The organism is Acidobacteriota bacterium, from assembly GCA_026707545.1.
Taxonomy (GTDB): Bacteria; Acidobacteriota; Thermoanaerobaculia; order Multivoradales; family Multivoraceae; genus Multivorans.
The window spans coordinates 2,631,865-2,658,787 of record JAPOWR010000001.1; the positions used below are offsets into that span (position 1 = coordinate 2,631,865).

16 protein-coding genes are annotated in these 26,923 nt (G+C 66.8%); 9 read left to right on the forward strand and 7 right to left on the reverse strand.

Annotated features, from left to right (window positions below):
* Nucleotides 1-57 precede the first annotated feature (57 nt).
* Together OXG83_10415 and OXG83_10420 are read left to right on the forward strand one after the other, a co-directional pair.
* Entirely contained in the window at nucleotides 58-1,629 is a 1,572-nt protein-coding gene (locus OXG83_10415) for a sulfatase (protein ID MCY3965444.1), read from the forward strand.
* A complete protein-coding gene (locus tag OXG83_10420; GenBank protein ID MCY3965445.1) occupies nucleotides 1,599-3,746 on the forward strand; it encodes an ABC transporter ATP-binding protein in 2,148 nt (715 codons plus the stop codon). Before OXG83_10415 ends, OXG83_10420 begins: the two co-directional genes overlap by 31 nt.
* Before the next feature lie 17 nt (nucleotides 3,747-3,763).
* On the opposite strand, the gene OXG83_10425 is transcribed toward OXG83_10420, so the two are convergent.
* Entirely contained in the window at nucleotides 3,764-6,481 is a 2,718-nt protein-coding gene (locus OXG83_10425) for a TonB-dependent receptor (GenBank protein MCY3965446.1), read from the reverse strand.
* A gap of 136 nt (nucleotides 6,482-6,617) precedes the next feature.
* Here OXG83_10425 and OXG83_10430 point away from each other — a divergent pair, with 136 nt between their 5' ends.
* Nucleotides 6,618-8,303, forward strand: coding sequence for a glycoside hydrolase family 32 protein (locus OXG83_10430; GenBank protein ID MCY3965447.1), 1,686 nt, complete (start codon nucleotides 6,618-6,620; stop codon nucleotides 8,301-8,303).
* On the opposite strand, the gene OXG83_10435 is transcribed toward OXG83_10430, so the two are convergent.
* From OXG83_10435 to OXG83_10455, 5 genes are all read right to left on the reverse strand, one after another.
* Nucleotides 8,300-8,524 carry a hypothetical protein gene (locus OXG83_10435; GenBank protein ID MCY3965448.1) on the reverse strand — a complete coding sequence of 75 codons (225 nt, stop codon included), beginning with the start codon at nucleotides 8,522-8,524 and terminating at the stop codon, nucleotides 8,300-8,302. The two genes, OXG83_10430 and OXG83_10435, sit on opposite strands and share 4 nt — an antisense overlap.
* 86 nt (nucleotides 8,525-8,610) lie before the next feature.
* Complete coding sequence (locus tag OXG83_10440; protein ID MCY3965449.1) at nucleotides 8,611-10,704, reverse strand: ABC transporter ATP-binding protein; 2,094 nt, start codon at nucleotides 10,702-10,704, stop codon at nucleotides 8,611-8,613.
* The gene (locus OXG83_10445; protein ID MCY3965450.1) at nucleotides 10,704-13,175 is read right to left on the reverse strand and encodes an ABC transporter ATP-binding protein; all 2,472 of its coding nucleotides are present in this window, start codon (nucleotides 13,173-13,175) and stop codon (nucleotides 10,704-10,706) included. Before OXG83_10445 ends, OXG83_10440 begins: the two co-directional genes overlap by 1 nt.
* Before the next feature lie 33 nt (nucleotides 13,176-13,208).
* Nucleotides 13,209-14,432, reverse strand: coding sequence for an alpha/beta hydrolase-fold protein (locus OXG83_10450; protein ID MCY3965451.1), 1,224 nt, complete (start codon nucleotides 14,430-14,432; stop codon nucleotides 13,209-13,211).
* Between the two features lie 41 nt (nucleotides 14,433-14,473).
* Nucleotides 14,474-17,404, reverse strand: coding sequence for a TonB-dependent receptor (locus OXG83_10455; GenBank protein MCY3965452.1), 2,931 nt, complete (start codon nucleotides 17,402-17,404; stop codon nucleotides 14,474-14,476).
* 122 nt (nucleotides 17,405-17,526) lie between these two features.
* Here OXG83_10455 and OXG83_10460 point away from each other — a divergent pair, with 122 nt between their 5' ends.
* Both OXG83_10460 and OXG83_10465 read left to right on the forward strand, forming a co-directional pair.
* On the forward strand, nucleotides 17,527-19,602 hold the full coding sequence (locus tag OXG83_10460; protein ID MCY3965453.1) for an ADP-ribosylglycohydrolase family protein: 2,076 nt from the start codon (nucleotides 17,527-17,529) through the stop codon (nucleotides 19,600-19,602).
* 69 nt (nucleotides 19,603-19,671) lie between these two features.
* Nucleotides 19,672-21,252, forward strand: a complete 1,581-nt coding sequence (locus OXG83_10465) for a cytochrome c (protein ID MCY3965454.1) — start codon at nucleotides 19,672-19,674, stop codon at nucleotides 21,250-21,252.
* A gap of 12 nt (nucleotides 21,253-21,264) precedes the next feature.
* Here the strand turns inward: OXG83_10465 and OXG83_10470 are convergent, their stop codons facing one another.
* Nucleotides 21,265-22,131 (reverse strand): ABC transporter six-transmembrane domain-containing protein, encoded by an 867-nt coding sequence (locus OXG83_10470; protein MCY3965455.1) that lies wholly within the window; start codon nucleotides 22,129-22,131, stop codon nucleotides 21,265-21,267.
* A gap of 82 nt (nucleotides 22,132-22,213) precedes the next feature.
* Between OXG83_10470 and OXG83_10475 the strand changes: the two genes are divergently transcribed.
* Genes OXG83_10475 through OXG83_10490 form a run of 4 tightly spaced genes read left to right on the forward strand, consistent with a single transcriptional unit; the run spans nucleotide 22,214 to nucleotide 26,922 of the window.
* Nucleotides 22,214-23,137: a pyridoxal-phosphate dependent enzyme gene (locus tag OXG83_10475; GenBank protein ID MCY3965456.1), complete on the forward strand. Its 924-nt coding sequence runs from the start codon at nucleotides 22,214-22,216 to the stop codon at nucleotides 23,135-23,137.
* Nucleotides 23,124-24,596: a serine hydrolase gene (locus tag OXG83_10480; protein ID MCY3965457.1), complete on the forward strand. Its 1,473-nt coding sequence runs from the start codon at nucleotides 23,124-23,126 to the stop codon at nucleotides 24,594-24,596. The genes OXG83_10475 and OXG83_10480 overlap by 14 nt, the downstream gene beginning before the upstream one ends.
* Nucleotides 24,593-26,128, forward strand: coding sequence for a D-aminoacylase (locus OXG83_10485; protein MCY3965458.1), 1,536 nt, complete (start codon nucleotides 24,593-24,595; stop codon nucleotides 26,126-26,128). Before OXG83_10480 ends, OXG83_10485 begins: the two co-directional genes overlap by 4 nt.
* The gene (locus OXG83_10490; GenBank protein MCY3965459.1) at nucleotides 26,125-26,922 is read left to right on the forward strand and encodes a TIGR03084 family metal-binding protein; all 798 of its coding nucleotides are present in this window, start codon (nucleotides 26,125-26,127) and stop codon (nucleotides 26,920-26,922) included. Before OXG83_10485 ends, OXG83_10490 begins: the two co-directional genes overlap by 4 nt.
* Nucleotide 26,923 lies beyond the last annotated feature (1 nt).

Sequence of the window (26,923 nt, forward strand, 5' to 3'; positions counted from 1 at the left end):
GTGGAACGACAGACATCTCAGGAACGTGCAACTCTATTGACTCACGGGACGCATACGATGAGAAAGCAAGCCGCACTCCTGATCCTCGGCGCGCTGCTCGCCGTGCCCTCCACCGCACAGCCCGGCGACCGGTCGGACCAGTTGCTGCTGGCGGCCGCGGCGCCGAATCGGCAGACGGGCCTTGAAGAGCGCCCGAACGTCCTGTTCATCGTCGCCGACGACCTGAACGTCGCGCTCGGCGCCTACCTCGACTCGGCGCCTTCTCCGCAGTATGCCGGCGCCAAGACCCCGAACCTGGACCGGCTGGCCGCCGAGGGCATCCGCTTCGACCGCGCCTACGTGCAGAACCCGCTCTGCAACCCCTCGCGGACCTCATTCCTGAGCGGACTGCGGCCGTCCACGACGGACATCCACAACGGGCAGACCCCTCCCCGCACGAAGATCGGCGACGACTTGCGCATGCTGCCGGAGCACTTCCACGACCACGGCTACTTCACGGCCCGGGTCGGGAAGATCGCGCACAACATCTTCGAGCACGCGGTGTCCTGGGACGTGTCGAACTTCGCCCTGTCGCGAGAGCCCGAAATGCGCCTTCACCTGCCGGGCTACCTGCCCGGCGTCGACCTGTCCGTCGAACGCGACAACACCTGGGTGGACGGTTCCGAGGACGGCATGTCACGCGCCGATGTCCTCGCACCCCTCGGCCGGCAAGGAGGTCTGCCCCTGTCATGGCGCGCGACGCACGAATCGCCGCGCATGACGCCGGACGGAACCACGGCGACGCGGATCGTCCAGTTGCTGGCCGAGAACCGGGACAAGCCCTTCTTCATCGCCGCCGGTTTCCACAAACCCCATCAACCGTGGGTCGGCCCCGTGGAGTTCTTCGACCAGCACCCGGTCGACGAGATTCAACTGCCGCAGACGCCGCCGGACGACACCGCCGACCTGCCCGCCGCGGCGTTCCGAATCCTGCCGGACGACGCCGCCCACACGGAGAGGCAGCGCAAGCAGGCGATCGCCGCGTACCACGCGATGGTCACGATGACCGACTTCTACGTCGGCCAGTTGCTGGACGCCCTGGAGCTGCTCGATCTCGCCGACTCCACGATCGTCGTGTTCACCAGCGACCACGGCTTTCAACTGAACGAGCACGGCGGACTGTGGCGCAAGACGGTCCAGTTCGAGGAGTCGACCCGCGTGCCGCTCCTCGTCCGGCTTCCGGACGGCCGGCAGGCCGGTGAGGTCGCCGGCGGACTCGTGGAACTGGTCGACCTGTACCCAACGCTCGTCGAATTGGCCAACCTGCCGGCCCCGGTGCATGAACTCGAAGGCACGAGCTTCAGGCCGCTGCTCGACGATCCGGCCCGCCCGTGGAAATCGGCGGCCTTCTCGGAATCGATCCGCCAGGGCTTCCACGGCCGCACCCTGCGAACGCAGCGCTACCGTTACACGGAATGGACGCCGCTGAGAGCGGCCGGCGCTGAGACGGAGCGCGAGCTCTACGACCTCGAGGAAGATCCCTTCGAGTACGAGAACCTGGCTTCCGACCCGGGTCGCCGCGAACAGATCAAGGAACTGTCCCGCCGCCTCCGCGCGGGTTGGCGTGCGGCGCTACCGGAGTCGATCTGACGCAGCCGGCGGCCGCCCCGCGACTCCCGGGCCGCCGCCAAACGTGGCGGGCAAGGCTCCGGGAGCGAGAGCAAGCGCTCGACCGTTCGGCGAGCACGCTCGACACCCGGACCGACATCCCGTTCCGCGAAGTCCTGCGCATCTTCGGACGGGCCCTCTCCTACATGCGCCTGTTCAAGGCCCGGGTGGCCACGAAGTTCGGGTTCTTGACCGCGGAGATGGCGTTCCGGCTGCTCGTCGCGCCCTGGCCGGGCAAGGTCGTCGTCGACCACGTCATCCTCGGCATGCCCATCGTCGACGCGGCCGGCTTCCCCTCATACCTAAGCCCTTTCGTGCTGTTCCTGGCCGGCAAGGGCCCGCTGGAGATCATGGCGTGGGTACTCGTCCTCGGCGTCTTCATGGTGACCGTGTTCGGGTTCACGACGAACCGGGGCACCGTCAGGTCCGCGACCGGGATGCCCACCGGAGCATCCGCGGCGTCGTCGGGCGGCGCCACCGTCCTCCTCCAGCAGGGGCACGGCACCCTGGCCCAGGGGCACGACACGGCCACCCGGACCGAGAACGAGGCCAACCGGGGCTCCGGCCTGATGGGAGGCATTCTCGGACTCCTCGACTTCCGGGTGCACCTGCGCCTGACCCAGTCGATGAATCACCTGCTCAGGACGAAACTCGCCGAGCGGATCAAGCGCCTGCCGATGACGACCCTGGACGACCAGCGGATCGGCGACAGCATCTACCGCGTCCTCTACGACACGACGAGCGTCAGCCGCGTTCTCTACGAGGTGGGTCTCGAGTTCTACTCCCACGCGCTCGGCATCACGATCAGCGCGATGATGATGTACACGTACTTCGGCGACGCTCCAGAGGTCATCCTGCTGGCCGCCCTGTCGCTGCCGATCATGCTCATCTTCGTCGGTCCATTCGCGCGGATGGCACGGCGCAGAAGCCAGGCCAGCCGCGCCTCGGGCGCCGCGACGACGGCGAACATCGAAGAGGGCATGAGCAATGTGCTCGCCGTGCAGAGCCTCGGTGGAAACGAGCGGGAAGGCCAGCGATTCAGGAAGGCCAGCGAGGAGTCCTTCAGGCGCTTTCGCATCGAGTCGCTGCTCAAGCTGACCTACCAGCAATTCGGCAGCCTGGCCTTCCTGCTGAGCCAGGTCCTGTTCTTCGTCGTTATCGCCGGACGCGTGATCGACGGCACGTTCACGGCCGGCGACTACTTCGTCCTCAACTACTACTTCTTCGTCCTGAGCGCGACGTTCAGCGGGATGGGCTTCATCTACCCGGTTCTGCAGGACAACATCGCCGGACTGCGCCGGGTGTTCTTCCTGATGGACCTGCCATCGGAGAAGACGGGCGAAGGCGTCGAGCTGCCCCGGATCAGCCGCGGCGTCGAGATGAAGGGCGTCGGGCTGACGTATCCCGACGGTCGCCGGGCGTTGCGCGGCATCAACCTGGATGCCCGCCTGGGCGAGATCGTCGCATTCGTCGGCCCGACCGGCGCGGGCAAGACGAGCCTCGCCTACCTGGTGCCGGCCTTCGTTCAGCCAACCGAAGGCACGGTGGCGATCGACGGCGTCGACCTGAAGGACGTATCGGTCGACAGCCTCCGCGATCAGGTCTCCTACGTCTTCCAGGAGACGCAACTGTTCTCCGACTCGATCTTCGAGAACATCCGCTACGGGAACACGGACGCGACCGAGGCGCAAGTCGAGCGTGCCGCGCGCGTCGCCGGTGCCCACGACTTCATTGCCGCCCTGCCCGACGGCTACCGGACCAACCTCGGCACCGTGACCAGCAAGCTCTCGGTCGGCCAGAAGCAGCGCATCGCGATTGCCCGCGGGCTACTGCGGGACGCGCGCATCCTGATCCTCGACGAACCGACTTCCGCGCTCGACCCGGAGACCGAGGCCTACCTGGTCGACGCGCTGCACGAAGCGGCGAAGCACAAACTGGTCATCATCATCGCCCACCGCCTGTCGACGATCGCCAACGCGGACCGGATCTACTTCCTGGAGGAAGGAGAGATCCGGGAACAGGGAACTCACGAGGAGCTGATGGCCGTGCCCGACGGGCACTACCGGCGCTACGCCACGCTACAGGCCGGGGCGCACTGAGATCGCTGCGAACGCTCCTAGAAGCGGACTCCGACCACCATTCGGAGCTCCCTCGGCACCTGGTAGGAGACGCGTCCCGGGAACGGTCTGCCGTTGAACGGATTGACGATGATCTGCTCCTGCTCGTCCGTTGCGTTCGCCAACTCGGCTCGCAACTGCCCTTCCACTCGTCCGCCCAGCGGGAAGTCCCAGGTCGCGGTCAGGTGGATGTTCATCGTGTTCTCCAGTTCGTTGGAGCCGCGCGGCGCGAGGTACCTCTCCGTGATGATCCTCTGCCCGCTCGCCGGATGAGCGACCGTGGCCCGGCCGATCCGGGTCCAGGGGCGCCCCGAGCGGAACCAGCCGGTCGCACCGAGGCCCAGTCGGTGGCTCCCCAGCTCCCAGTACTTGAGCGCCATCACGTTCAGGTTGTGGGTGCGATCGGACGAGATGGGACCGAAACGGTTGACCTCGGTGGAGTCCGTCGCGCCAGTCACCACGTCGACCCCTCCCCTACCCTCGAGGAAGGTGTCGTTGTCCGTCGTGTCGTTGTTCGTGATGTTCCCGGCGGCGTTGCCCTCGGCACTTGACAGCGTGTAGTTGGTCCTGAGAGTCCAGTTGCCGCGGTAACGCCGGTTGAACTCGAACTGCAGCCCCTGGTAGTCCCGCTTGCCCTCGCCATAGTTGGCGATCGCGTCGAAGGGGATGCCGTTCGCGTCGAACTGTTCGTTGCCCCAGTACATGTCTCCGAGCTCCCACAGGATGGCGCGCACCTCGAAGGCCCAGAGATCGCCGATCTGCCGCTCGACCGCAAAGGTGACCTCGTCCTTGTAGTAGGGGTCGAATGGCTGAATCGGCGTCCGGTTGTCCGGGATCGCGGTGAACTGGAAACGGTCGTAGAGCTGAGTCGCCGGGTTGTAGCCGTACTGGTGAAAGGCATTCGCGCCGTTCGGCAAACGCGACATGTAGCCGTTGACGATGTGCGTCCCGATGAGTTGATAGGTACGTCCGAGGGTGCCCTTGAGCAGGGTCCTGCCATCGCCCCGGATGTCGTAGATCGCCGCCAGACGCGGCGCGATGTCGGTCGGTGAAGTGGCTTCCTCGCCGACGTCGTTTGCGTGATTCTGCGCGTCCATGCGAAGCCCGACGTTGAACGTCCAGTTTTCGCCGGCCGTGATCCGATCCTGGGCAAAGACCGCCAGGTTGTCGCTGGTCGTGACCACCGGCTCGTCGGGTCTAATGAAGACCCGCTTGCGCACCGGCACCCTGAAACCGCCCGGGAGGTTCTCGTCGTAGCCCTGACCCTGGTAGCGGGTCGGTGGGGTGTTGAAGCTCTCGAACTCGACATCCTGGTAATCGACGCCTAGTTTGAACTCATGGTCGCCGCGGAACAGGCTCAGCGCGACGTTGCCCTGCGTCCGCGGGAAGGAGTTGTAGCCGGTGCCGCCGCCGAGGTACACCGCGTTGTATCTGAGGCCGTTCGCCAGATCCCAGTAAGCGGCGCCGCTTCCCGCCGGACTGTCCGGGTTCGCGCTGGAATCGACGGGACGCTCATTGAGCTGGCCGCGGATGATCTCCGACGTGTAGTCGGCCACCTTGACCTCAAGGAAGGCGTTCGAGGAGACAGCGAAGTTCCAGGCTCCCTGGGTGAGGACCTCGGTGAGATCGAAGACGCCTGGAGTCCAGAGGTCGGCGGCTCTGGCTTCCCAGAACACCTTGGACACGCTGCCGTCGGCATAGAGGAGAGAGAACTGGTGGTCCTGGCTCGGCTGGAAGTTGAACTTGCCGACCAGCGGCTCGCCCCGCAGGCTGTTGTCCAGTACGCCGCCGCCGCGGAAGGCGTCGATCTCGTTCGAGTTCGTCTCGCCGCCGGCGAGAAAGAACCAGGCCCTGTCGCGAGCGAATGGACCGCCGAACGCGAGTTCGAAGCTGCTCGTGTTGTCGCTCGAGCGCGGCAGTGGAACGGCGTCCAACTGCGAGCGCCAGCTCTGACGCTGGAGGATGTAGAGCAAATCGCCGTGGAACGTATTCGTGCCGGTCTTGACGACAGCGTTCGTGACGCCGCCGATCACCCGCCCGTACTCGGCCGGAGCTCCGGCCGACTCCAGGCGAACCGAGGACAACGCCGTGGTCGGCAGGAACAGGCGGGAACTGCCGCCGCGGCGGTTGAAGGACGTATCCACGCCGTCGACGAAGCCCGCGGTCTCACTCCACAGGCCGCCGTTGACGGTCGGCGTGTGATCGCCGAGGGCCTGTGACCGTGCATCACTGGTCACGCCGGGCAGCAGCATGACCGCCGATTGATAGTTCCGCTTCCCGAAGGTCACGTTCTCCGCCACCTCGGCTTCGAGGGTCGAGGCCGCCCCTACTTCGTACTTGTCGACCAGCGGCGCCTCGGAGATCACGGTAATGGTGTCCTCCGTGATTGCGGCGAGCTCGAGGTTCCTGACCAGGCGCGTACCGGCTTCGAGAGGCGCCGCGGCGGGCTGCGACTGCATGCCCTCCATGGAAGCCCGAACCGTGTAGTCGCCGGGCACCAGCAGGCCAAACCGATAGGTGCCCTCCGCGTCGGTGATCGCCGTCTTCGTACCGCGTTCGCTCTCGAGAGCGACGGCCACTCCGGGGATCGGCGAGCCCGATGCATCGGTGACGACGCCTTCGACCGTGCCGGTCTGCGGCGCGTCGCCGAAGGTGCTCGCGGCGATCAACGCCCCCAGGACCATGCAGATGACGATCGGACCATGGACTCGTCGCATCTCGAACTCCTTCTCGGACGAAGCCGTGTTGGGCTGCCGAACCCGACCTCCATACAGCTTACCGGACACCGTTTGAACATCAAACACTGTGAGACCACTGGCGTTCGTGGGATAGGTGCGCGACAATCTCCGACTGATGCCCGAATCGGCAAGCACACCCTCGAAACCAGGTACCGAGGCCGACGTGCTGACCGACCTGAGGAAGCACCTGGAGCAGCAGATCAACCGTGGCGGAGACGGCGACAAGCGCTTCGTGCTCGACGATGCCGAGGTTGTCGTTGACGGCGACTTCGCCGCCGTCGATCCGGTCGCGCTCCGGTCGCCCACCGGGGGTGGCTTCTTCGAGTTCAGGATGACGAGGGAAGCAGTTGGCGCCTGGCGTTGCGTGTCCGTCGCCGGGTCCCGGAGGGCGGATCGACTCGCCGAGAACACCCGCGAACTACGCGAACGCATCCTGAGCGACCCGGCACGGCCCGGCTACCACTTCGTGATTCCAGAAGGCGTGGCGATGCCCTTCGATCCGAACGGCGCCATCTACTGGAAGGGCCGCTACCACCTGTTCTACATCTTCCAGGACACGCGACTGGGCAAGCGGTCCGACCACTGGGGCCACATGTCGAGCAGCGATCTGTTCCACTGGCACCACCATCCGACGGGTCTGCTCGAGGGCATGTACAGCGGCAACTGCTTCCTCAACCGGGAGGGCGTGCCGACGATCTGCTACCACCAGCACGGCCTGGGCAACGCGATGGCGGTGGCGCTCGACAACGACCTGAACGAGTGGAAGAAGCTCGACTCGAACCCCATCACGCCGCAAACCCGTGAAGGCGACAAGCACCACGGGAAGTACCGCTCGTGGGACCCCTTCGGATGGCTCGAAGGCGACACCTACTACGCCATCTTCGGCGGCCAGCGGCCGGCCGTCGCGAAGTCACTCGCGCTCGAGGCTGAATGGAAGTACGCGGGAGATCTCTTCGCCCACGGCGTCGAGGGCGTGTCCCTGAACGAAGACGTGTCCTGCCCCGATCTCTTCGAGCTCGGCGGCAAGCACGTGCTCCTCTGCATCAGTCACCGGCTCGGCTGCCGCTACTACGTCGGGGAATGGAGGGACGAGCAGTTTCATCCCGAGTCCCACGCGCGGATGAGCTGGGTCGACAACTCGTTCTTCGCTCCGGAAAGCCTGGTCGACGACCGGGGCCGCCGCATCATGTGGGCCTGGATCCTCGACGAGCCTCTCTTCGGCGCGCGGACGAAGCACGGCTGGTCGGGCACGCTGAGCCTGCCGAGGGTGCTGACGCTCGGGGATGACGGGCTGCTCCGCATGGATGTGCCGGAGGAGATCGAAGCGCTCCGCTACGGCGAGGTGAGGAAGGGGCCGTTCGTCGTGCCGGCCGACGAGGAGCTGCCGATAGCCGGAGTCGACGGCAACAGCCTCGAACTGCAGGTCGAGATGGAGAGCGCCGCCGCCTCAGAGTACGGGCTCAAAGTCTGTTCGTCGCCCGATGGCCAGGAGGGAACATCGATCTCCTACGACGCCGAAGAAGAACGGCTGAAGGTCGACACGCGCAGATCAGGTCCCGAAGACACACCGAAGGCCGTTGAAGCTGCGCCGTTGGAACTGAAGCCCGGCGAGCGACTGAAGTTACGCGTGTTTGTCGACAAGTCGGTGATCGAGGTCTTCGCCAATGGCCGTCAGGCGATCGCACGGCGCATCTATCCGTCGCGCCCGGACAGCATAGGTACGTCTCTGTTCGCAGACGGTGGCGATGCGAGGGTGCACACCCTCGACGCCTGGCACCTCGCGCCCTCGAATCCCTGCTAGCGGCGCCGCTTGAGCAGCCAGGACACCGCCCGCGGCGACGCGGTGGTAATCCGCTTCGGGCTACTGCCCGGACGCAGCTTGCCGTGCTTCTTCGGAGGGTGACGCCACGACCACTCCTCGGTGCGCTTCCTGGAAGTCAGCAGGTCGCCGAAGTAGTCACCGAACAGCAGCAGCAGGAATACAGCCGCAACGACGAAGTAGAAGATGAACAGGACAGTCACGACCGGGTGCCTGCAACTCGCGCGAAGGAACGAAGTCCCAGAAGCCGTAACGAGCCTATCGCGCCGCTTCTGGCGTGGAGCCTCGTCTACCGTGAACCAGCCTGCAGTGACACATACTCGCGGTACCGCCCATCCGGCATCGCCATCAGTTCTTCGTGCGTACCTGACTCCCGCACTTCGCCGTCCTCCAGAAAGCAGATCCGGTCGGCGTTGGCGATCGTCGACAGGCGATGGGCGATGATGATGACCAGTTTGTCCTTCGCCGCTTCGTGCAGGGCATCGACCAGGTAGGCCTCGGTTTCGGGGTCGAGCGCCGAGGTCGGCTCGTCGAGGATCAGGATTCGGGCTTCCCGGAGGAGCCCCCGGGCGATGGCGATGCGCTGCTTCTGCCCGACCGACAGCTTGCTGGTCACGGTGCCGAGGTTGGTCCGGTAGCCGTCCGGCAGCGCGCCGATGAAGTCGTGCGCCCCGGCGACGCGCGCGGCGCGCTCGACCTGCGCCTCGGTCGCGGCCGGGTTGCCGTAGCGGATGTTCTCGAGGATCGAATCGGAGAAGAGTTGCGTCTCCTGGAAGACGTAGGACGCCTGCTTCCTGAGGCTCTCCACCGCCACGTCCTTCAGATCGACGCCGTCGACCTTTACCGTGCCCTCGGTCGCCTGAACGAAGGCCGGCACCATGTACGCGAGGCTCGTCTTGCCGGCCCCGGTCGGGCCGACGAACGCCACGATCTCGCCGACCCTCGCCTCGAGGTTCACGTCGCGGAGCGCGCGGCGGCCGTCCGGGTAGGTCAGGCCGACGCCCTTCATCTCGACGCCGCGCTTGATCCTGTCCAGTTCGACGCCGTCCCGCGTCTTCTCTTCCGGCAGGTCCATCAGGAAGAAGACACGGCGCATGCCCGCGATGTCGCGCTGCCACTCCGTGTACATGAAACCCCAGGCGCCGAACGTCGCGCTGAGGACGAAGAAGTAGTACGTGAGGACGAAGTAGTCGCCGGCGGTGAACGTGCCGTCGATGACGCGGCCCGCCATCACGATGAAGAAAAGCACCTGGCTCAGCAGCAGGGCCAGGCTGAAGGCCTGCCGGTACGTGAGCACGAGGAACCACTCCGTGCGGAAACGCTTGAACGACTCCGCGCTCGCCCGCCGGAATCGCCGAGCTTCCCGCTCGTTACCGCCAAGACTCTGAACGGCGAGTACGTTGCTCATCCCCTCCTCGATGTTGCTCGTCGTGCTCGAGCCGGAAGCGCGGCTGGCCTGACCCCGGCGCCGCGCCATGCGGGCGAAGGGCAACTCGATCAGGAACACGATCGGAAGGGCCAGCATGCCCAGCACGATGACCTCGGGTGCGGCGCCGAAGTACGTGAACATGATGTAGAGGGTGATGACGACACCGAGCAAGCCGGAGTAGAGCCCCAGCGCAATGCCGTGCAGCAGCATGTTGGCGCTGGTGGAGTCGTACAGGACGCGGTAGACGCTGTCGCCGATTCGCAGGTCGTCCAGGGTCGTCATCGGCAGCGACCGCAGCTTCCCGGCTACCCGGGTTCGGAGGAAGTGGTTCATCGACTGCGAGAGGCGAAGATGCACCCGGAAGTCGATGAACCCGAGGATGCCCGCCATCAGGCCAGAACCGAGGTTCGCCTGGTTCTCCGTCTGCGTGGCGATGTCGTGGCCCTGGGCCAGGGTGCCGAGGCCCTGCGGCGTGAGAGCCGTGGCGCCCCCGGAAGAGCCCGCCGAGGCCCCTGTGGGCGCTCCGCTGGGAGACCTGCCCGCGCCCCGGCTCGTGGTGAACCCGAAGACCGTCACCATGAACACCCCGAGCAGGAACACCCAGAGCATCATCTCCACCGGCCTCATACCGTCCAGCAACAACACGGCCGGAGCCAGGAAGGCAGGAAAGCCCGACGCGTCGCCGATCGGCATGCCCAGGATGACGTGGTCGACGACGACCTTGCCCGGCCAGGGCGCGACCATCAGTCGAAACACCAGCTCCACCGTGATGAAGCCGAGCTTCGTCGCGATCCGCGCCTTGAACAGCCGGAAAGTCGAGACGACCCGCGCGAAGATGCGCAGGACCTCCCGGAACGAAATGTCCGTGCCCAGGTCGAGAACGCTGGCGACACGGTCGAGCTGCTTCTCGTGCTCCCGCAGCGACGGTCGCGACGCCCGGGCTGCTTCCGCCATCAACCGGCCTCGCCGGCCCGTCTCGACAGTCTTGCCTCGGTCTCCACGAATGACCGGTAGCGCCCGCCGTCCACCGCCATCAGCTCGTCATGGGACCCGTTCTCGACGATCCGGCCGCCGTCGAGATAGAGGATCCGATGCGCCTGCTGAATCGTCGAGATCCGGTGCGTGATCAGGAAGATGGCACGGCCCTCGCCCCACGCCGACAGGCGCTCGAGCACCCGGTGTTCGGTATAGGCGTCGAGTGCGGCCGTCGGCTCGTCGAGAATCAGGATCGGCGCGTCCTTGACGATCGCCCGGGCGATCGAGAGGCGCTGGCGCTGCCCAGTCGACAGCTTGCCGCCGCGGTCGCTCAGGACCGTGTCCAGGCCTTCCGGTAGCCCGGCGACGTACTCGTCCACGCAGGCGACGCGGGCCGCCTCCAGCACCCGCTCATCTCCCGCGTCGGGGACGACGTAGCGGATGTTGTCGCGCACGGACATGCCGAACAGGACGTTCTCCTGCAGGGCGACGGAAACATTGCCGCGCAGGCTGTCCACGTCCAGCGCGCGGAGGTCCACGCCGTCGATCGAGACCGTGCCGGCGTCGGGATCGAACAGCCGGAGCAGCAGACTGACCAGCGTGCTCTTGCCCGAGCCGGTGGGCCCCACGATCGCCGTGATCGTCCCGGGTTCGACGGCGAAACTGACGCCCCGAAGGACGGGCCGGTCCGGCTCGTAGGCGAAGTCGACGTCGTCGAAGCGGATCTGGCGGCGGAAGGCCCCCATCGGCACAGCGCCGGGAGCGTTCTTCACGTCGGGCTCGATGTCGAGGATGTCGAAGGACCGGTCGAGCCCCATCGCCATGTCCTGCGCCTGCGACCACAGGGTCACGACGTTCCGCACAGAGACGCTCGACGCGCCGATCTGTTCCTGGGCCCAGTTGTACGCGGCGAGGTTCCAGGTCACGAAACTGAGACCGACGAGGGCGACGAGCGCCGTCGCAAACGTCTCCCGTTCGCCGTTCGCCCAGACCGCCATCAGGAACTGCGCGCTCAGGAGTGCCGCGGCGGCGATCGAGAAGGTGACGATGCCGACGACGGCCATCAGCGACCGGACCCGGAAGGACGCGTTGAACGCCCTCACGGAGTCCCGTTCGAGCCTCTCCTGCTCCCTGTCTGTGGCGCCGTAGGCCTTGATCACCCGGATCGCGGCGAACGTCTCCTGGACGCGCGACGTGAAGTCCGAGTTGGCCTCCCGGGCAGCGAGAGACCGCTCGCGCATCCGCGGCGAGAACCAGCGCCCCCACAGGACGGCGAGCAGGACGATGCTGAGCGCCATGCCGCCGAGGATCGGGTCGAGCGCGGCCAGGAAGACGACGCCGATCGCGTACGTGCTCAGCATCTGCATCGACTGCGTCACATTGCCGATGACGGCCGTGACCTGGGCGCTGTCCTGGTAGATGCGGTAGACCGAATCGCCCACGCGGTGGTCGCTGTGGTAGCGGAGAGACAGCCCGAGCCAGCGCTCGACCAGCGCCATTCGCAGGTCCTGGTTCACGCGCTGCATGATGAAGATGTAGTAGTACGGCAGCAGCATCATCACCGGGAGCTGCGCGAACCAGCCGAAGACCATGAAGACCGCGTAGATCCACTTCAGGCTGTGCCGCTGCTCGGCGGTCAGGGGCGCCAGGTCGATGTTCGGTTCGGCGGCGGTGGCGTCGGGCTGCGCGGCGTCAGCGTCGGCTCCGGGCTGCGCCTCGCCGGCGAGTTCCGACCGGCCGATGAAGTCGGCCAGGAACGGGGTCAGCGGCTCGGCCTGCAGGATGGACTGGCTGATCAGGTCCACCGAGAAGAGGGCGATCACCATCGTCAGCAGGGTCGAGGCCCAAACCAGGACGAAGTAGTAGACGAGGTGGCTGCCGAGCCGGATGCGAAAGCGCAGCCTGCCGCCGTCGAACCGGTACTGCAGCACCCAGATGCAGACGCATCCCGCCGCCACGAGCCCGACGTAGAGGCTGTCGGCGAGGCCCTCCACGCCGAACAGCGCGAACAGGAACGCCGCCGTGCCGACGAGCACGAGCGCGAAGGACGCCCAGAGATAGGCGCGTCCCCGGACGAAGAGGAGCGCCCACACGAGGCCGGTCATCAGGACCGTGCCGGCCAGCAACAGGTCATGACGCCAGTCCGTCCCCAGGGGCGCCAGCCACAGGAGCGGGCCGAGCGCCGTGAGCACGGTGACCAGCGGCGGAACGTGACGGAAGCTCCACACCCCGTCCGCGGCCGCGTCGCCGGCGTCGCCCTCGGCGGCCTTCCCCCGCGGCAGCTCCCGCCAGCGGCCGACGATCTGGGGCCACAGATACGGCCACGTCCGAACGAAGATGCGAAAGACGGCGACGAAACCCTGCTCCTCCGGGGCCTTGCTCGGGGACTCCGGAGGGGTGTCCCCCTCGCCCCAGAAGGGGAGGGCGCGTGCCTGCTTCAGATCATCCACGCCTGCGGGGAGCTTATGCCGCCTCTGGCGGCGCTAGGGATCCGCCGTTCTCCTGCGGCCCTCTACCGCGTAGTCGCCCTCGGGGGGCACATCGAGGCTCAGGGCGCCGCGGAAGGTGTCTCCCCGGACCTGCAGCCAGGCGCTCAGCCTGCCGACCGATCCCTTGCCCCAGTTGACCTGGGATCCGGACGCGACGTACTCGTAGCTCAGGATGCCGTCCTCGAACCGGACCGCCGTGATCTCCATCTCGCCGTCCACTTCGTCGTGAAGGGTCACGGCAAGAGCGCCGTCCTGCTCGGTCACGGTCAGCACACTGCGGCGAAACTCGCCCAGGACCTTCGTCAGAACGTCCCACTCACCGACCACCGCAGCGGGATCGGCCGGCTCTCCGGCGCCCACGACGCGGGGATAGTCGCGCCATAGCCAGCGCAGCGTGTCCGGGAAGATGGCGCCGCCGTGCCTCAGATCGTGCCCGCCCGTGCCCATCTCGAAGCGGTAGTCGTAGCGGGCGAACATGAGCGCAGACGCCATCTGAAGATTGGCCAGCGCCCAGTTTCCCTCCGCGAGGTTGATGTCGTTCTCACCGTCCTGGAGGAAGACGCGGATCGGCTTCGGGTTGCCGCGGGTCTGCCGAATCAGGTACGGGTAGCGGGAACCGCCCTCGAGCCTCGTGTAGCTGCCGACGTGGCTGACGACCTTGCTGAAGGCGTCGGGGCGCCCCCAGGCGACGGTGAAGGAAGCTAGGCCGCCATCGCTCATGCCGGCGATCGCGCGGCCGGCCGCCTCTGCCGTCAGGTTGTAGTCCTTGGCGACCTCCGGGAGGATCTCCTCCAGCAGGAAGCGCGCGTAGGTGTCGTCCAGGGGCACGTACTGTGCGTCACGCTGATCCCAGGGGATCTCCTTCATGCCGGGGTTGATGAAGACCCCGATCGTCACCGGCATCTCCCCCTTGTGGATCAGGTTGTCGAAGACCGTCGGCGCCCTGACCGGGCCATCGGGTTCGACGTAGAACTGACCGTCCTGGAAAACCATGACGGCCGCGGGCTCGGCATCCGTGTACTGGGCCGGCACGTAGACCCAGTACTCGTGGGTCGTGCCCGGGTAAGTGCGGCTGGCGTCCCAGGTGCGCTTCTCCACCGTACCCGTGGGGACGCCTTCCTGCGGCATTGAGTCAGGGCCCAGCACGTACTCCGAACCGCCGGCGGTCGCCGGGAGCATCAGGGACACGACCAGAAAAGCAAAGGGGGATCGGGACAACGCTCCGATCCCCCTTCCCTTGCCCTAGGCCGTTGCGGGCGCTAGTTGAACGGCCTGAGCCGGAGCTGCACGCCGGCCTCGCGGGGCGGCGTCACGAAGCCCAGGGCCGGGACGCCTCCGTTTCCCGAGATCGGCAGGTACTCGAGGACCGCGACCTCGTCCAGGATGTTCTTGACGAACAGCGAGACCGACCACATATCGCTCGGCGAACTCCAGGTGCCGCCCACGTCCAGCCGGTCGAACGACGGCAGCTCCCAGATATCGATGTTGCCGATGCTCGGATAAGCAGGGTCGGTGAAGGCGTAGGTCGACTGGAGCGAGAGGTGGCCTGCGGAGGCAAGCGACTTGAACCAGGTCGCCGTCAGCGCCAGCTTGTTCGCCGGCGCCTTCGGCAACCGGTTCCCGGTCTGATCCGTCGGCAGGTCATACTGGCTGGTGGCTGGCTCCCCGGTGTCGAAGTTGATGTAGTTCCACGTTGCCGTCTGGCCATAGGGATGGCCATCGATCACCGAGGAGTGCCGACCGATCTCCGAGTCCTGCCAGGCATAGAAGCCTCGCAGCCCGAAGGAGCCGATCCGGTAGCTGAACTCGAGGTCCACGCCCTGAATCGTCGTGTCGGGAATGTTGGCCGTGTACTCGACGAGCGGTGTGTCGGAGTAGATCGACACGGGGATTTCCACGCCCGGTGGCGGCGCCTGAAGGGCGGCGAGCTGGTAGTCGTTGAACTGGTTGTACCAGAGGCCGGCCGAGAGCTGCAGACGCGAGTCGAGGAAGAAGCCCTTCGCCCCCAGTTCGTAGTTCACCAGCGTCTCTTCCTTGATGTACGGCGGCACCTGGCCCGGCAAGCCGATGTTGAAGCCGCCGGAACGGAAGCCCGTCGAGATCCGGCCGTACATCAGGTGGCCGGCGTCCGTCGTGCGCTCCAGAGCGAGGTGGCCGATCGGCCGGGCCCAGGTCTGAGGGAACGGGTTGCCCTCGCCCGCGAGCGCGATCGTGACCGGGGCGCCTCCCAGAGCCAGCGTGAAGAACCCGCCCTGGTCCACGGGCCTCTGCGCCTTCTCGTCTTCGGTGTAGCGAACGCCGCCCGAGAGCGCCCAACTGTCGTTGAACCGATAGTCGGCACTGAAGAACGCCGCCTCGGTCCAGTTTCTGCCAAAGTTGAAGAAGCTGAGCAGGTGGCTGAGATCGTTGCCCTCAGGGCAGTACCAGTAGAGCCCTTCCTCGTCGCCATCCGGATCGGTCGTGCCGATCCCGAATCCCTCGACGATCTTGGTCAGGACATCCTGGCAACTGCTGACCGGAACACCCCAGACCGCTCCGAGCCTCTGGGCCTGTTCATCGGCCGTCCCGAAGCGGTACGGGATCTGCAGGTCATGGCGATGGATCGTCCCGGACCTCGTGTTCTTGTACCTGAACACCCCGCCGATGAAGTTGAAATCGCCGGCGTAGCTCGACCTGAACAGGAGTTCCTGCGAGTCTTCCTCGTACTCGAACGGAAGGTCATAGAACGAGTTCGAGAACTGCACCGTTCCGTCGGGACAAAGGCCATCCCAGCGCCCCACCGTGCAGGTCGTCAGCGTGTGATCCAGCGAGTTGGGGTCGCCGCCTATTCCCGGATCGCCCGGCGGCGTGCCGATCGGCACCCGACTCGTGTAGTCGGCGTCGCGGAGCGCGCGTTGCACCGTTTCGCCGCTGCTCGCGTTGAAGCTGATGCCGAGGGACCTCGAGACCTGCCAGTCGGCCCGGAGCACACCGAAGTCGCTTTCGCTCTCATTGGTTCCGGGGTAGTTGAACGCCACCCTGTTCTGGATGTCGCCGGGGCAGTTCCATGCGGGGAGATCGAAGCCACAGCTCGGATCGAGGGCCGGATTGGGCGTCTCCCAGAGGTAGTAGCGGTCCCTCGAGTAGCCGGCAATCGTCCGGTCGACGTTCGAAAGCTGCACGAAGCCCCGCGGCGTCCCGCGGTCCTCCACATGGGCCCAGCGCGCCCTCACGTTGAACCGCTCGGTTTCGGCGCGAAGCTGTGGCGCGTAGAAGAGCTGGTCGGGCGCGTCGTGGTCGCCGCCCGGCCCGACGTTCTCCTGCCTGCCGTCGCCCGTGTGGTTGCCGCCCGTCAGGCGGAAGCTGAAGGGACCGTCGCCGAGAGGGCCACCGATCGCCGCGTTCAGGCGCTGCTGCGAGATGTCGGTGACCTCCCCCATCAACTCGGCATCCCAGTGATCCGTCGGTCCCTTGGTGACCACGTTGATCGCGCCCGCGATCGAGTTGCGGCCGTTCAGGGTCCCCTGGGGTCCACGTGCCACCTCGACGCGTTCGAGATCGAAGCCGCCGCCGGGGGTCGTGCCGTAAACGCCCAGCGTGTAGGCGCCGTCGACGTAGGTGGCGACCGCATAGTCGGCCTGGTCGTACTGGGCGTTCCGGGTGCCGATGCCGCGGATGACCGTTCCCTGGCCCTGCTGCTCGATCTCGTCGCCGAACTGGAGACCCGGAACCAGGTTCTGCAGATCCGTCCTCTCCTGGATCACGAGGTCCTCGAGCAGGCTTGAATCGAACGCCGAGATCGTCATCGGCACGTCCATCACGTTCTCCTCAACCCTCTCCGCGGTGACCATGACCGTGTCGTGGTAGGCGGGACGAATCTCGAAGGACGCCGTGGCGCCGCTCGCCGTCACGTTGACCGGCAGGCTCGCGGACTGGAACCCGTCGAGGCTGACACTGGCCGTGTACGCGCCGGCCGCGACTCCCGTGATCGAGAACGCGCCGTCGGCGTCGCTCATGGCGGACCCCGCCTCGCTGCCGTCTGCACCCTCCAGACTGACCATGGCGCCGGGGACGGGGTCTCCGTTCGTGTCACTGACCGTTCCGGAGACGGTGCCGCTCTGAGCCCACGCGGGCAAGGTCAGAAGCGACAGGGCGAGAAGAAGGACGAAGACCTTGGCGGTCCTGGGTACGGCTCGGGGTCTGCTCTCCATATCGGTTCTCCCTCCGATTGTCCCGCCGGCACCGGTGCGCCGGCGGGCTAGCTGTTGGTGCGCTGAACATGATACACCGTTCAAGGTTCGATGTCGTAACTCGGCAGCGCAGATCCAACCTGATGAATTTGCCTCTACCCCCCGACTACGCGGAACGCGTTTACGCCGGCGTCCTCGGCAAGGTCATCGGCGTCTACGTCGGCCGGCCGTTCGAGGGCTGGCCCTACGAGTGGATCCGCAAACGGCTGGGCGACATCGAGTACTACGTCCACGACCGGCTCGACGTTCCCCTGATCGTCACCGACGACGACATCACGGGGACCTTCACCTTTCTGCGGGCGCTCGAAGACCACGGCTCCGGCGCCGAGCTCAGCTCGCGGGAGATCGGCCAGACCTGGCTCAACTACCTGATCCGGGAGCGCACGGTGCTGTGGTGGGGCGGCCTCGGCAACTCCACCGAACACACCGCCTACCTTCGTCTCAAGAGCGGGATCGAAGCGCCCGAGAGCGGCTCGATGGCGTTGAACGGCAAGGTCGTGGCTGAGCAGATCGGCGCCCAGATCTTCATCGACGGCTGGGCGATGGTCGCTCCCGGCGATCCGGACCTGGCGGTCCGCCTCGCGACCGCGGCCGCGCGGGTGAGTCACGACGGCGAGGCCGTGTACGGCGCTCGCGTCCTTGCCGCGATGGAGTCGATGGCGTTCGTCGAACGGAACACCAGCAAGCTCCTCGACGCCGCCCTCGGCTACATCCCGCCGGACTCCGTGATCGCCCGGATGATCGGCGACCTGCGCCGCTGGCACGCCGGCGACAGCGACTGGCGCGCGAACCGGGCCCGGCTCGCCGAGCGCTACGGCTACGACAAGTACGGCGGCAACTGCCACATGGTCCCCAACCATGGCCTGATCATCCTCGCGCTGCTTCACGGCGAGGACGACTTCGCCGAGACGCTGAAGATCGTCAACACCTGCGGCTGGGACACGGACTGCAACTCGGGCAACGTCGGCTGCCTCCTGGGAATCAAGGAAGGCCTGGCCGGCATCGAGAGGGGTCTGGAGAGAGGCCTCGACTGGCGCGGTCCGGTGGCCGACCGCATCTACCTGCCCACCGCCGACGGCGGCCGGGCGATCAGCGACTGCGGCCACGAAGCGCTCCAGATCGTCAACATGGGGCGCAGCCTCACCGGCGAGAAGCCACTTGCGCCGAAGGACGGCGCGCAGTTCCACTTCGCCTTTCCCGGCTCGGTTCAGGGCTTCCAGGTCGCGGAGGGCGAAGCCGAGGTCCGGAACGTCGTCCTGCCTTCCGGCGAACGCGCCCTGCGCATTGACGCCCCGGACGAGGCCCGGGTCGGTTCTCCCGTCTTCATCCCCTCGCTGGAGACGGCGAAGTGGTTCGAGGGCCGCGTCTATCCGTTGATGGCCTCGCCGCGGGTTTTCCCCGGCCAGACAATCGAGGCGACGCTCAGCGCCGGGGTGGACGGCGTCCGAGCGAACGTCTATCTCGGCTACTACGGCGAGAATGACGAGACCGCCACCTTCGACGACGACACCGTCGAACTCGAGCCCGGCAAGGGCGCCCGGGTGTCGTTCACGGTCCCGGCACTACCCGGCCCCATCTTCTCCGCCGGCGTCCACGTTCAAGGCCCGGCCGGACCGGTCTTCCTCGAGTCGCTGAAATGGTCCGGCGCACCGACGTTCCGGATCGAGCGCTCGACCCACCGCGGCACGATGTGGCGACGCGCGTGGGTCAACGGCGTCGACCTGCTGACCAAGGGCACCGAGATGTTCCGGCTGGTCCAGAACGCCGGCATGGGCCTCCTGATGCAGGGAACCCGGGAGTGGCGCGATTACTCGGTGACCGCCGAGCTGACGCCGCACCTCGTCGAGAGAGCCGGCGTCGCCGCCCGGGTCCAGGGCCTCACCCGCTTCTACGGGCTGCTCCTGGCTTCCGGGAACCGCGTGCAGCTCGTGCGCATGCTGCACACCGAAGAAGTGCTGGCCGAAGCCGACCTCGAGTGGCGGCTCGGCGATAGCTACGAGCTGACCCTCGAGGCCCGCGGCGACCGGCTCGTTGGCAGGATCGACGGTGCGACCCTCCTTGAAGCGACCGACGACGCCCTGGATTGCGGCGCCGTCGGCCTGGTCATCGAGGAAGGACGGCTGGGTGTCGACCGGGTCGAGGTCTGCCCTATCGCATAAACTGAGTCAGCGCTCACGATACGATCAGGCTCGACCGCGAGTACGCCAAACAAGCAAGCAGAGGCCCCCATGAATCAAAGAGCACTCCGCACCCCGACCGCGACCCTCTTCCTGGCGGCCGCCCTTGCCATCGCCCTCGTCGCGACAGCCCCGGCCGCCGCTGCCGACGAGCCGACCTACGCGCGCGACATAGCACCCATCTTCTTCAAGAACTGCGTGCAGTGCCACCGGACCGGCGAGGTCGCCCCGATGTCGCTGATGACCTACCGGGAGGCGCGGCCCTGGGCCCGCTCGATCGCCCGCGCCGTCGAGAACCGCGACATGCCGCCGTGGAGCGGCGAGTCCGACAAGCACGTCTGGTCGAACGACCTCTCGCTGACCGACAGCGAGATCGAGACGATCGTGACCTGGGCGAAGTCCGGCGCCCCGCAGGGCGACCCGGCCGACCTGCCCGAAGCGCCGACCTTCCCAAAGGGCTGGAAGCTCGGCGAGCCGGACTACGTGATCACGCTCGACAGCATCGAGGTGCCGGCCGAGGGCGACGACCTCTTCCCGCAGCAGGTCGTCGAGGTCGACCTCGGCGAGCCGCGCTGGATCCGCGCGATCGAGTTCCTGCCGGAAGACTCTCGGGTCACGCATCACTTCCTCACGACGTACGCGACCAGGGTGAGCGAGGACGGCCCGGCCGCCACCGGCGTTGTCGGCATCTGGACGGCCGGCATGCCACCCTACGTCTTCCCTGACGGCGTCGGCCGCCGCTTCGGCTCGAAGGTGCGGGTCGTCGTCGACCAGCACTACCACCCGATCGGCGAAGCGACCCGCGACGCCTCGAAGATCGGGCTCCACTTCGGCCAGGGCGAGCTCGAGAAGGAAGTCATCACGATTCCGGTGACCAACACCGGCTTGCGCATTCCGCCGGGCGCCGGCCACCACGCCGAGAACGCCCACTACCTGTTCGACAAGGACGTTCAAATTCTCGCCTTCAGCCCGCACATGCACGTTCGCGGCAAGGCAATGAGCTACGAGGTCACCTACCCCGATGGCAGCAAGGAGATGCTGCTCGACGTGCCGAAGTACGACTACAACTGGCAGTGGCTGTACTACCCGACGAAGCCGGTCGACATTCCGGCCGGCAGCCGCATCGACGTCACCGCCGTCTGGGACAACTCCGAGGACAACCCGGCCAACCCGGACCCGACGAAGGAGATCATCTATCGCGGAGACACCTTCAGCGAGATGTTCAACGGTTTCCTCGAGGTGGTCCAGAAGGACGGCGTCCTCTTCGAACGGCAGGACCCGGAGCAGCAGATCCGTGACCTTCTCGCCCTGCACCCGGAGGCCGACTCCTACGTCGCGGGGAGCTTCCTGGGCTTCCACGCGCCGCGCGAAGGCGAGGGCTGGCTCTACATGGGCGGCATTTACTCGATCGTCCTCGACGACTTCGAGTGGCAGGGCGACGCGCTGAAGATCACGACGCAGTTCCCCACTCTCAACGCGAGCGCCACAACGACGGTGATCGAGGCCAAGCTCAACGAGAAGGGCCAGCTACAGGGGACGGTCACGATCGGCGCGGATACCGACCAACAGCAACAGATGCCGTTGTTCGCTGCCCCGATCGCCCGCGCGGCCGCGGCCTCCGCGGGTCCCTAGCGGCGCAGCCTCCTAGGTGACTCCCTCGCCCACCTCCGTCGCCCGGTTCAGCCGATCGCGGATCTCTCCAAGCCGCGACCATTCCTGAAGCGCGATCGGCAGCGCGATGCTCGACTCCACGAACTCCCAGGAGTAGCTGAGAATCGCGAAGATCGCGCCCGCCGTGATCATCGGGATCGTGGCTGAGATCCACACGTTGCCGAGGACGAAGGCGAACATGGCGGCGAAGATCCCACCGTAGAGGACGGCCTCCGTGTCCGACAGACGGACTTCGCTCCGGCGCAGCTTCCTCAGGTGTCCCACGAGCGACTCCAGGCGGCGCTGCTCCAGGATGGAGACCTGGAGTTCGGTCTGCGCGTTCAGTTCGCCGTTCAGCCGGTAGAAGCGGCGGTGGAAGAGCGCGTAGACCAGGACGATCACGCCTAGCGCGCCGAGGGCGGCGAGACCCAGGCGGCGGTCGAAGCCGAAGAGGACGGCGATGCTCACCAGCAGTTGCACCACCCCGGTGAGCACCCCGGGTACGTGGCCTTCGAGGAAGTCGACCATCTCCCGACTCATGCCGAGGCGCGCGTTGAGCCGCGACACCGGCGCGTCCTGCGACCGGCGAACGAGCTCTCCTCCGAATCGAACCCGGATCGTTCCGTAGCAACGGGTGTCGTAGAAGCGCCGGACGGTGGCGACCACGATCAACGCCGACAAGATCGCGGCGACCTCCCAGAGAGCGCTCGGACGCCGCTCCAAAAGGGCGTCGATGGCGCGGCCGATGAACAGCGGAACCAGGGCCCAGAGAACGTTCTCGAGCAGGACGAGGAACCAGGTAACGAGAATGCGTCCCCTGAAGTTGCGGAACAGGAGACCAACGCTGAGAGCACCTTCCATCTGTTTTCCCCAGGCCGTGTCGAAATGGTCGAAACCGCTAGTGTCGCGAGGCTACCGGGCTTCCCCGGGGTCCGCGCCGGTCATGAAGCCGCTGCACATCGAGACGCCGCTCTTCGAATCGCGGCCGCTGTCCATCCACGCCGGCCGGAGCGTCTGGCTGAAGCTCGACGCTCTGCAGCCGCCCGGCTCGTTCAAGATCCGCGGCATCGGCCACGCCTGCCAGGAGTACGTCCGGCGAGGCGCCGGGCGCCTGATCTCCTCATCCGGCGGCAACGCGGGGATCGCGGTCGCCTACGCCGGGCGACATCTCTCGGTGCCCGTCCTCATCGTGGTGCCAGAGACCACATCCGAGCTGGCCAGGGGCCTGATCCGGCGCGAAGGCGCCGAAGTCGTCGTCCACGGCGATTCCTGGCAGGAGGCGAATGAACTGGCCGAGTCGACGGTCGAGGAGTCGGACATCCTGGTTCATCCGTTCGACGACCCGCTCGTCTGGCAGGGCCACTCCACACTGATCGACGAGGTCGCGGGAACGGGGGTCAAGCCCGGTGCCCTGGTCGTCTCCGTCGGAGGCGGCGGGTTGCTGTGCGGCCTCGTCGAGGGGATGAGACGGAACGGCTGGTCCGACGTCCCGGTGATTGCCGTCGAAACGGAAGGCGCCGACTCCCTGGCTCAGTCGGTGCAAGCGGGCCACCGGGTCGAGCTTCCCGCCATCACCAGCCTCGCCATCACGCTGGGGGCGAAGAAGATCTGCCAACGGGCCTTCGACTGCACGCGGGACCATCCCCTTCAGAGCGTCGTGGTGTCGGATCGGGCCGCCGTATCCGCCTGTCAGCGATTCCTCGCCGACCACCGGGTCGTCGTCGAGCCGGCGTGCGGCGCATCGCTCGCCGCGGTGTACGACGGCGCTCCGGAGCTTGACGACTTCGAGTCGGTCCTCGTCGTCGTCTGCGGCGGCGCGACGACGACTCTCGAACAGTTGGAAGAATGGGCGGATGGCGGTGCGTAATGTAGCGGGTGGAGTCCTCGTGCTCGCCGTCGCCTGCGCCGACCCCGCGGAGCAGCCTGCCGGCGTGGAGGCGGGCGCCGACAATCCAGCCATCGACACGATCTTCGCCGCGTGGGACAAGCCCGATTCACCGGGATGCGCGCTCGCCGTGGCGCGGGACGGCGAGTTCGTCTACACGCGCGGCTACGGCTACGCCAACCTGGACTACGACATTCCGGTCACACCGCAGACAGTCTTCGACGTCGCCTCGGTGACCAAGCAGTTCGTCGCAGCCGTCGCCAACCTGCTGGCTCTGGACGGAACGGTCTCGCTCGACGACGGGGTCCGCGAGTGGCTTCCAGAGCTGCCCAAGTACGCGTCGCCGGTCACGCTCCGGCACCTGATCCACCACACGGGCGGCCTGCGCGACTATCTGAACCTATTCCCGCTCGCCGGCGCCGGCGACTACTACTCGGTATCCCGCGAGCAGCTCCTGGCGATGATGTCGCGGCAGCGTGCTCCAGTGTTCGCGCCCGGCGAGCGCTACGAGTACAGCAACACCGGCTACATGCTGCTGGCCCACGCGCTCGAGCGCGCCGCCGGCAAGTCGGTGGGCGAACTGGCCCGCGAGCGGATCTTCGAGCCGCTCGGAATGGACGGCAGCCTGATGTACGAGAACCGCGAGCGGATCATCCCCCGGCGCGCCACCGGCTACCACCGCGACGACGATGGCAACCTGCGGATCGTGCACAACTACAACTTCGAGATCGCCGGCGACGGGCAGCTCTACACGACGGTGGAGGACCTGCTGCGCTGGGACGACTACCTGCACGGCGCCGACAAGCCCGCGATCCATGAGTCGATGCTGACCGAGGGGACGCTCAACGACGGAGACGCGATCCGCTACGCCCACGGCATCACTCCAGGCGAGTACCGCGGCCTGCGCACCGTGGGGCACAGCGGACACTCCTGGGGGTTCCTGACGGAGCTCAGGCGTTACGTGGAACCCGGCCTCTCGATCGCCGTCTCCTGCAACGCCGAGTACGGAGATCCCGGGGAGCTGGCGCGGCGGGTCGCCGATCACTACCTGGCGGATCAGCTCGGGCCCGAAGAGAGCGACGACGAGGAGGACGACACCGACAAGGAGGACGAGGACTCGCCTGCCGTTCCATCCCTGTCCCCCGCTGAGTTGGCACGGTTCGCGGGCAGCTTCTTCTCCTCCGAGCTGGACGCCACCTACCGGTTCGCTGTCGCGGACGGCGGCCTCGTGGTGCGCGTCGAGCAGCAACCCGCACTCGAGGTCAAGCCAGTTGCCGAGGACGAGTTCAGGGTCGAGTTCGAGAGCCGGGGGTGGGCGGCGTCACCGGCGCGACTGGAGTTCGAGCGGGCCGCTTCCGGCGCGGTCACCGGGTTCAGCCTGAGTTCGAGCTCGGAGCGGGGCCTAGTGTTCGAGAAGCTGCAAGCGCTGGAGGTTCGGTGAGGACGGGCCGGCGCACCCAGTGTACGGCGCTCCTGCTGGGCGGCAGCCTCGCATTGGCCGCCTGCGCCCCCGGCGACTCGACACCCACCACCGTGGTCATCGTCAACGCCCGCGTCATCGACGGCAGCGGGGATCAGTCCCGGGACGCGAACGTCCGCATCGAAGGCGACCGCATCGTCGCCGTCGGCGACTTCGAGCCGTCCGCCGGGGACACCGTCGTCGACGCGAACGGCCTGGTCCTGGCGCCCGGGTTCATCGACGTCCACAGTCACCACGACTCCAAGCTGTTCGAGTTGCCGGAGGCTCTGGCGGCGGTCAACCAGGGCATTACGACGATCGTGGCAGGGCAGGACGGAGGTCACCAGTACCCTCTCGGCGAGTTCTTCGCCCAACTCGACGGTTCGCCCGTCGCCGTCAACGTCGCGTCCTACGCCGGGTTCGGGACGCTGCGAGAGGAGGTCATGGGCGAGGACTACCAGCGGCACGCGACACCGGAAGAGATCGCCGAGATGACGGATCTGCTGCGCGGCGAACTGGACGCCGGCGCAATGGGACTTTCCTCCGGGCTGGAGTACGACCCCGGGTCCTTTTCGTCGACCGAGGAGGTGGTGGAACTCGCCCGCGTGGCGGCCGCCCACGGTGGCACTTACATCAGCCACATCCGCAGCGAGGACCGCTACTTCTGGGAAGCCATCGAGGAGATCATCCGGATCGGCCGGGAAGCCGACCTGCCCGTCCAGGTGACCCACATGAAGCTCGCCATGAACAACTGGTGGGGTCAGGCCGAGCGGCTCCTCACCAGACTGGACGAGGCCCGCGCCTCAGGCGTCGAGATCACGGCCGACATCTACCCCTACCGGGCCTGGGCCACGTCCTTCACCTGGCTCACGACCGTGTTCCCGGATCGGGATCTCGACCGGCGGGACGGCGCGGAGTACATCCTTCGCGACCTGCTATCGCCCGACGATGTCCTCCTCCCCGACTTCCTGCCGGAACCGGCGTACAGCGGCCTGACGCTGGCCGAGATCGCCGAAGTCCGCGGCACCGACGTGGAGTCGACCCTGATGGACCTGCTCAAGGCCGACACCGAGATGGGCAGCGCATCCCTGATGATTGGTTTCGCCATGGACGAACCCGACATCGAGGCCATCATGGCCTGGCCGCACACCGTCATCTGCAGCGACGGCGGCCTGGACGGTTCCCATCCTCGCGGCTTCGGCGCCTTCACCCGCTTCCTCGGCCATTACGTTCGCGACCGCAACGTGGTCAGCCTCGAGGAGGGCATCCGGAAGATGACCTCCCTCTCCGCCCAACACCTGGGCATCACCGAACGCGGCGCGATCCAGGAGGGGTACTACGCCGACCTGGTGCTGTTCGACCCCGAGACGGTCACTGACCGTTCGACCTACGAGGCTCCGCATGTACGCTCCGTCGGGATCGACAAGGTCTGGGTCAACGGCAAACTCGTGTTCGACGGCGGCGAGACCACGGGCAACCGACCCGGCAGACCGATCCGAAGGGAGACAAGTTGAGTAACTTCCAACAGATCGCCGACTTCCGGGCCGAATGCGACTGCCTCGCCGAGATTCTGGAGCCCCTTGCGGACAGCGACTTCGAACAGCCCACCCTCTTCAAGGAGTGGACCCTGCACGACGTGGTCGCGCACCTTCACATCTTCAACTACGCCGCCGACGCCTCGATTCACGATCACGCCGCCTTCGAGGAGTTCAAGCAGTTCATGGCCGCACGTCGCGGCCGGCTCACGCTCCGCGAGCAGACCGACGAGTGGTTCGAAGGAAAGCGCAACCGCGCCGTCTACGACGTCTGGCGGGCGTACTACCCGGAGATGTGCGATCGGCTCGACGGGGTCGATCCGAGGATGCGCGTGGAGTGGTTTGGACCACCGATGAGCGCGCGCAGCTCGATCACGGCCCGACAGATGGAGACCTGGGCCCACGGCCAGGAGGTCTTCGACGTGCTCGGGCTGGACCGCCGCGAGACGGACAGGATCAGGAACATCGTGTTCCTGGGACTGAACACCTTCGGTTGGACCTACGCGGTGCGCGGGCTCGACCGGCCAGACACCGTTCCTCACCTGCGTCTGACCGCTCCGTCCGGCGCGATCTGGACCTGGAACGAGGACGAGGCCAATCGGATCGCCGGCGAGGCGGTCGAGTTCGCTCAGGTCGTCACCCAGGTCCGCAACATCGCCGATACGTCGCTCCGGGTCATCGGGCCCATCGCCACCGAGTGGATGAGCATGGCGCAGTGTTTCGCCGGGCCGCCCGAAACGCCGCCCGCCCCGGGCACGCGGCACAAGGCCTAGC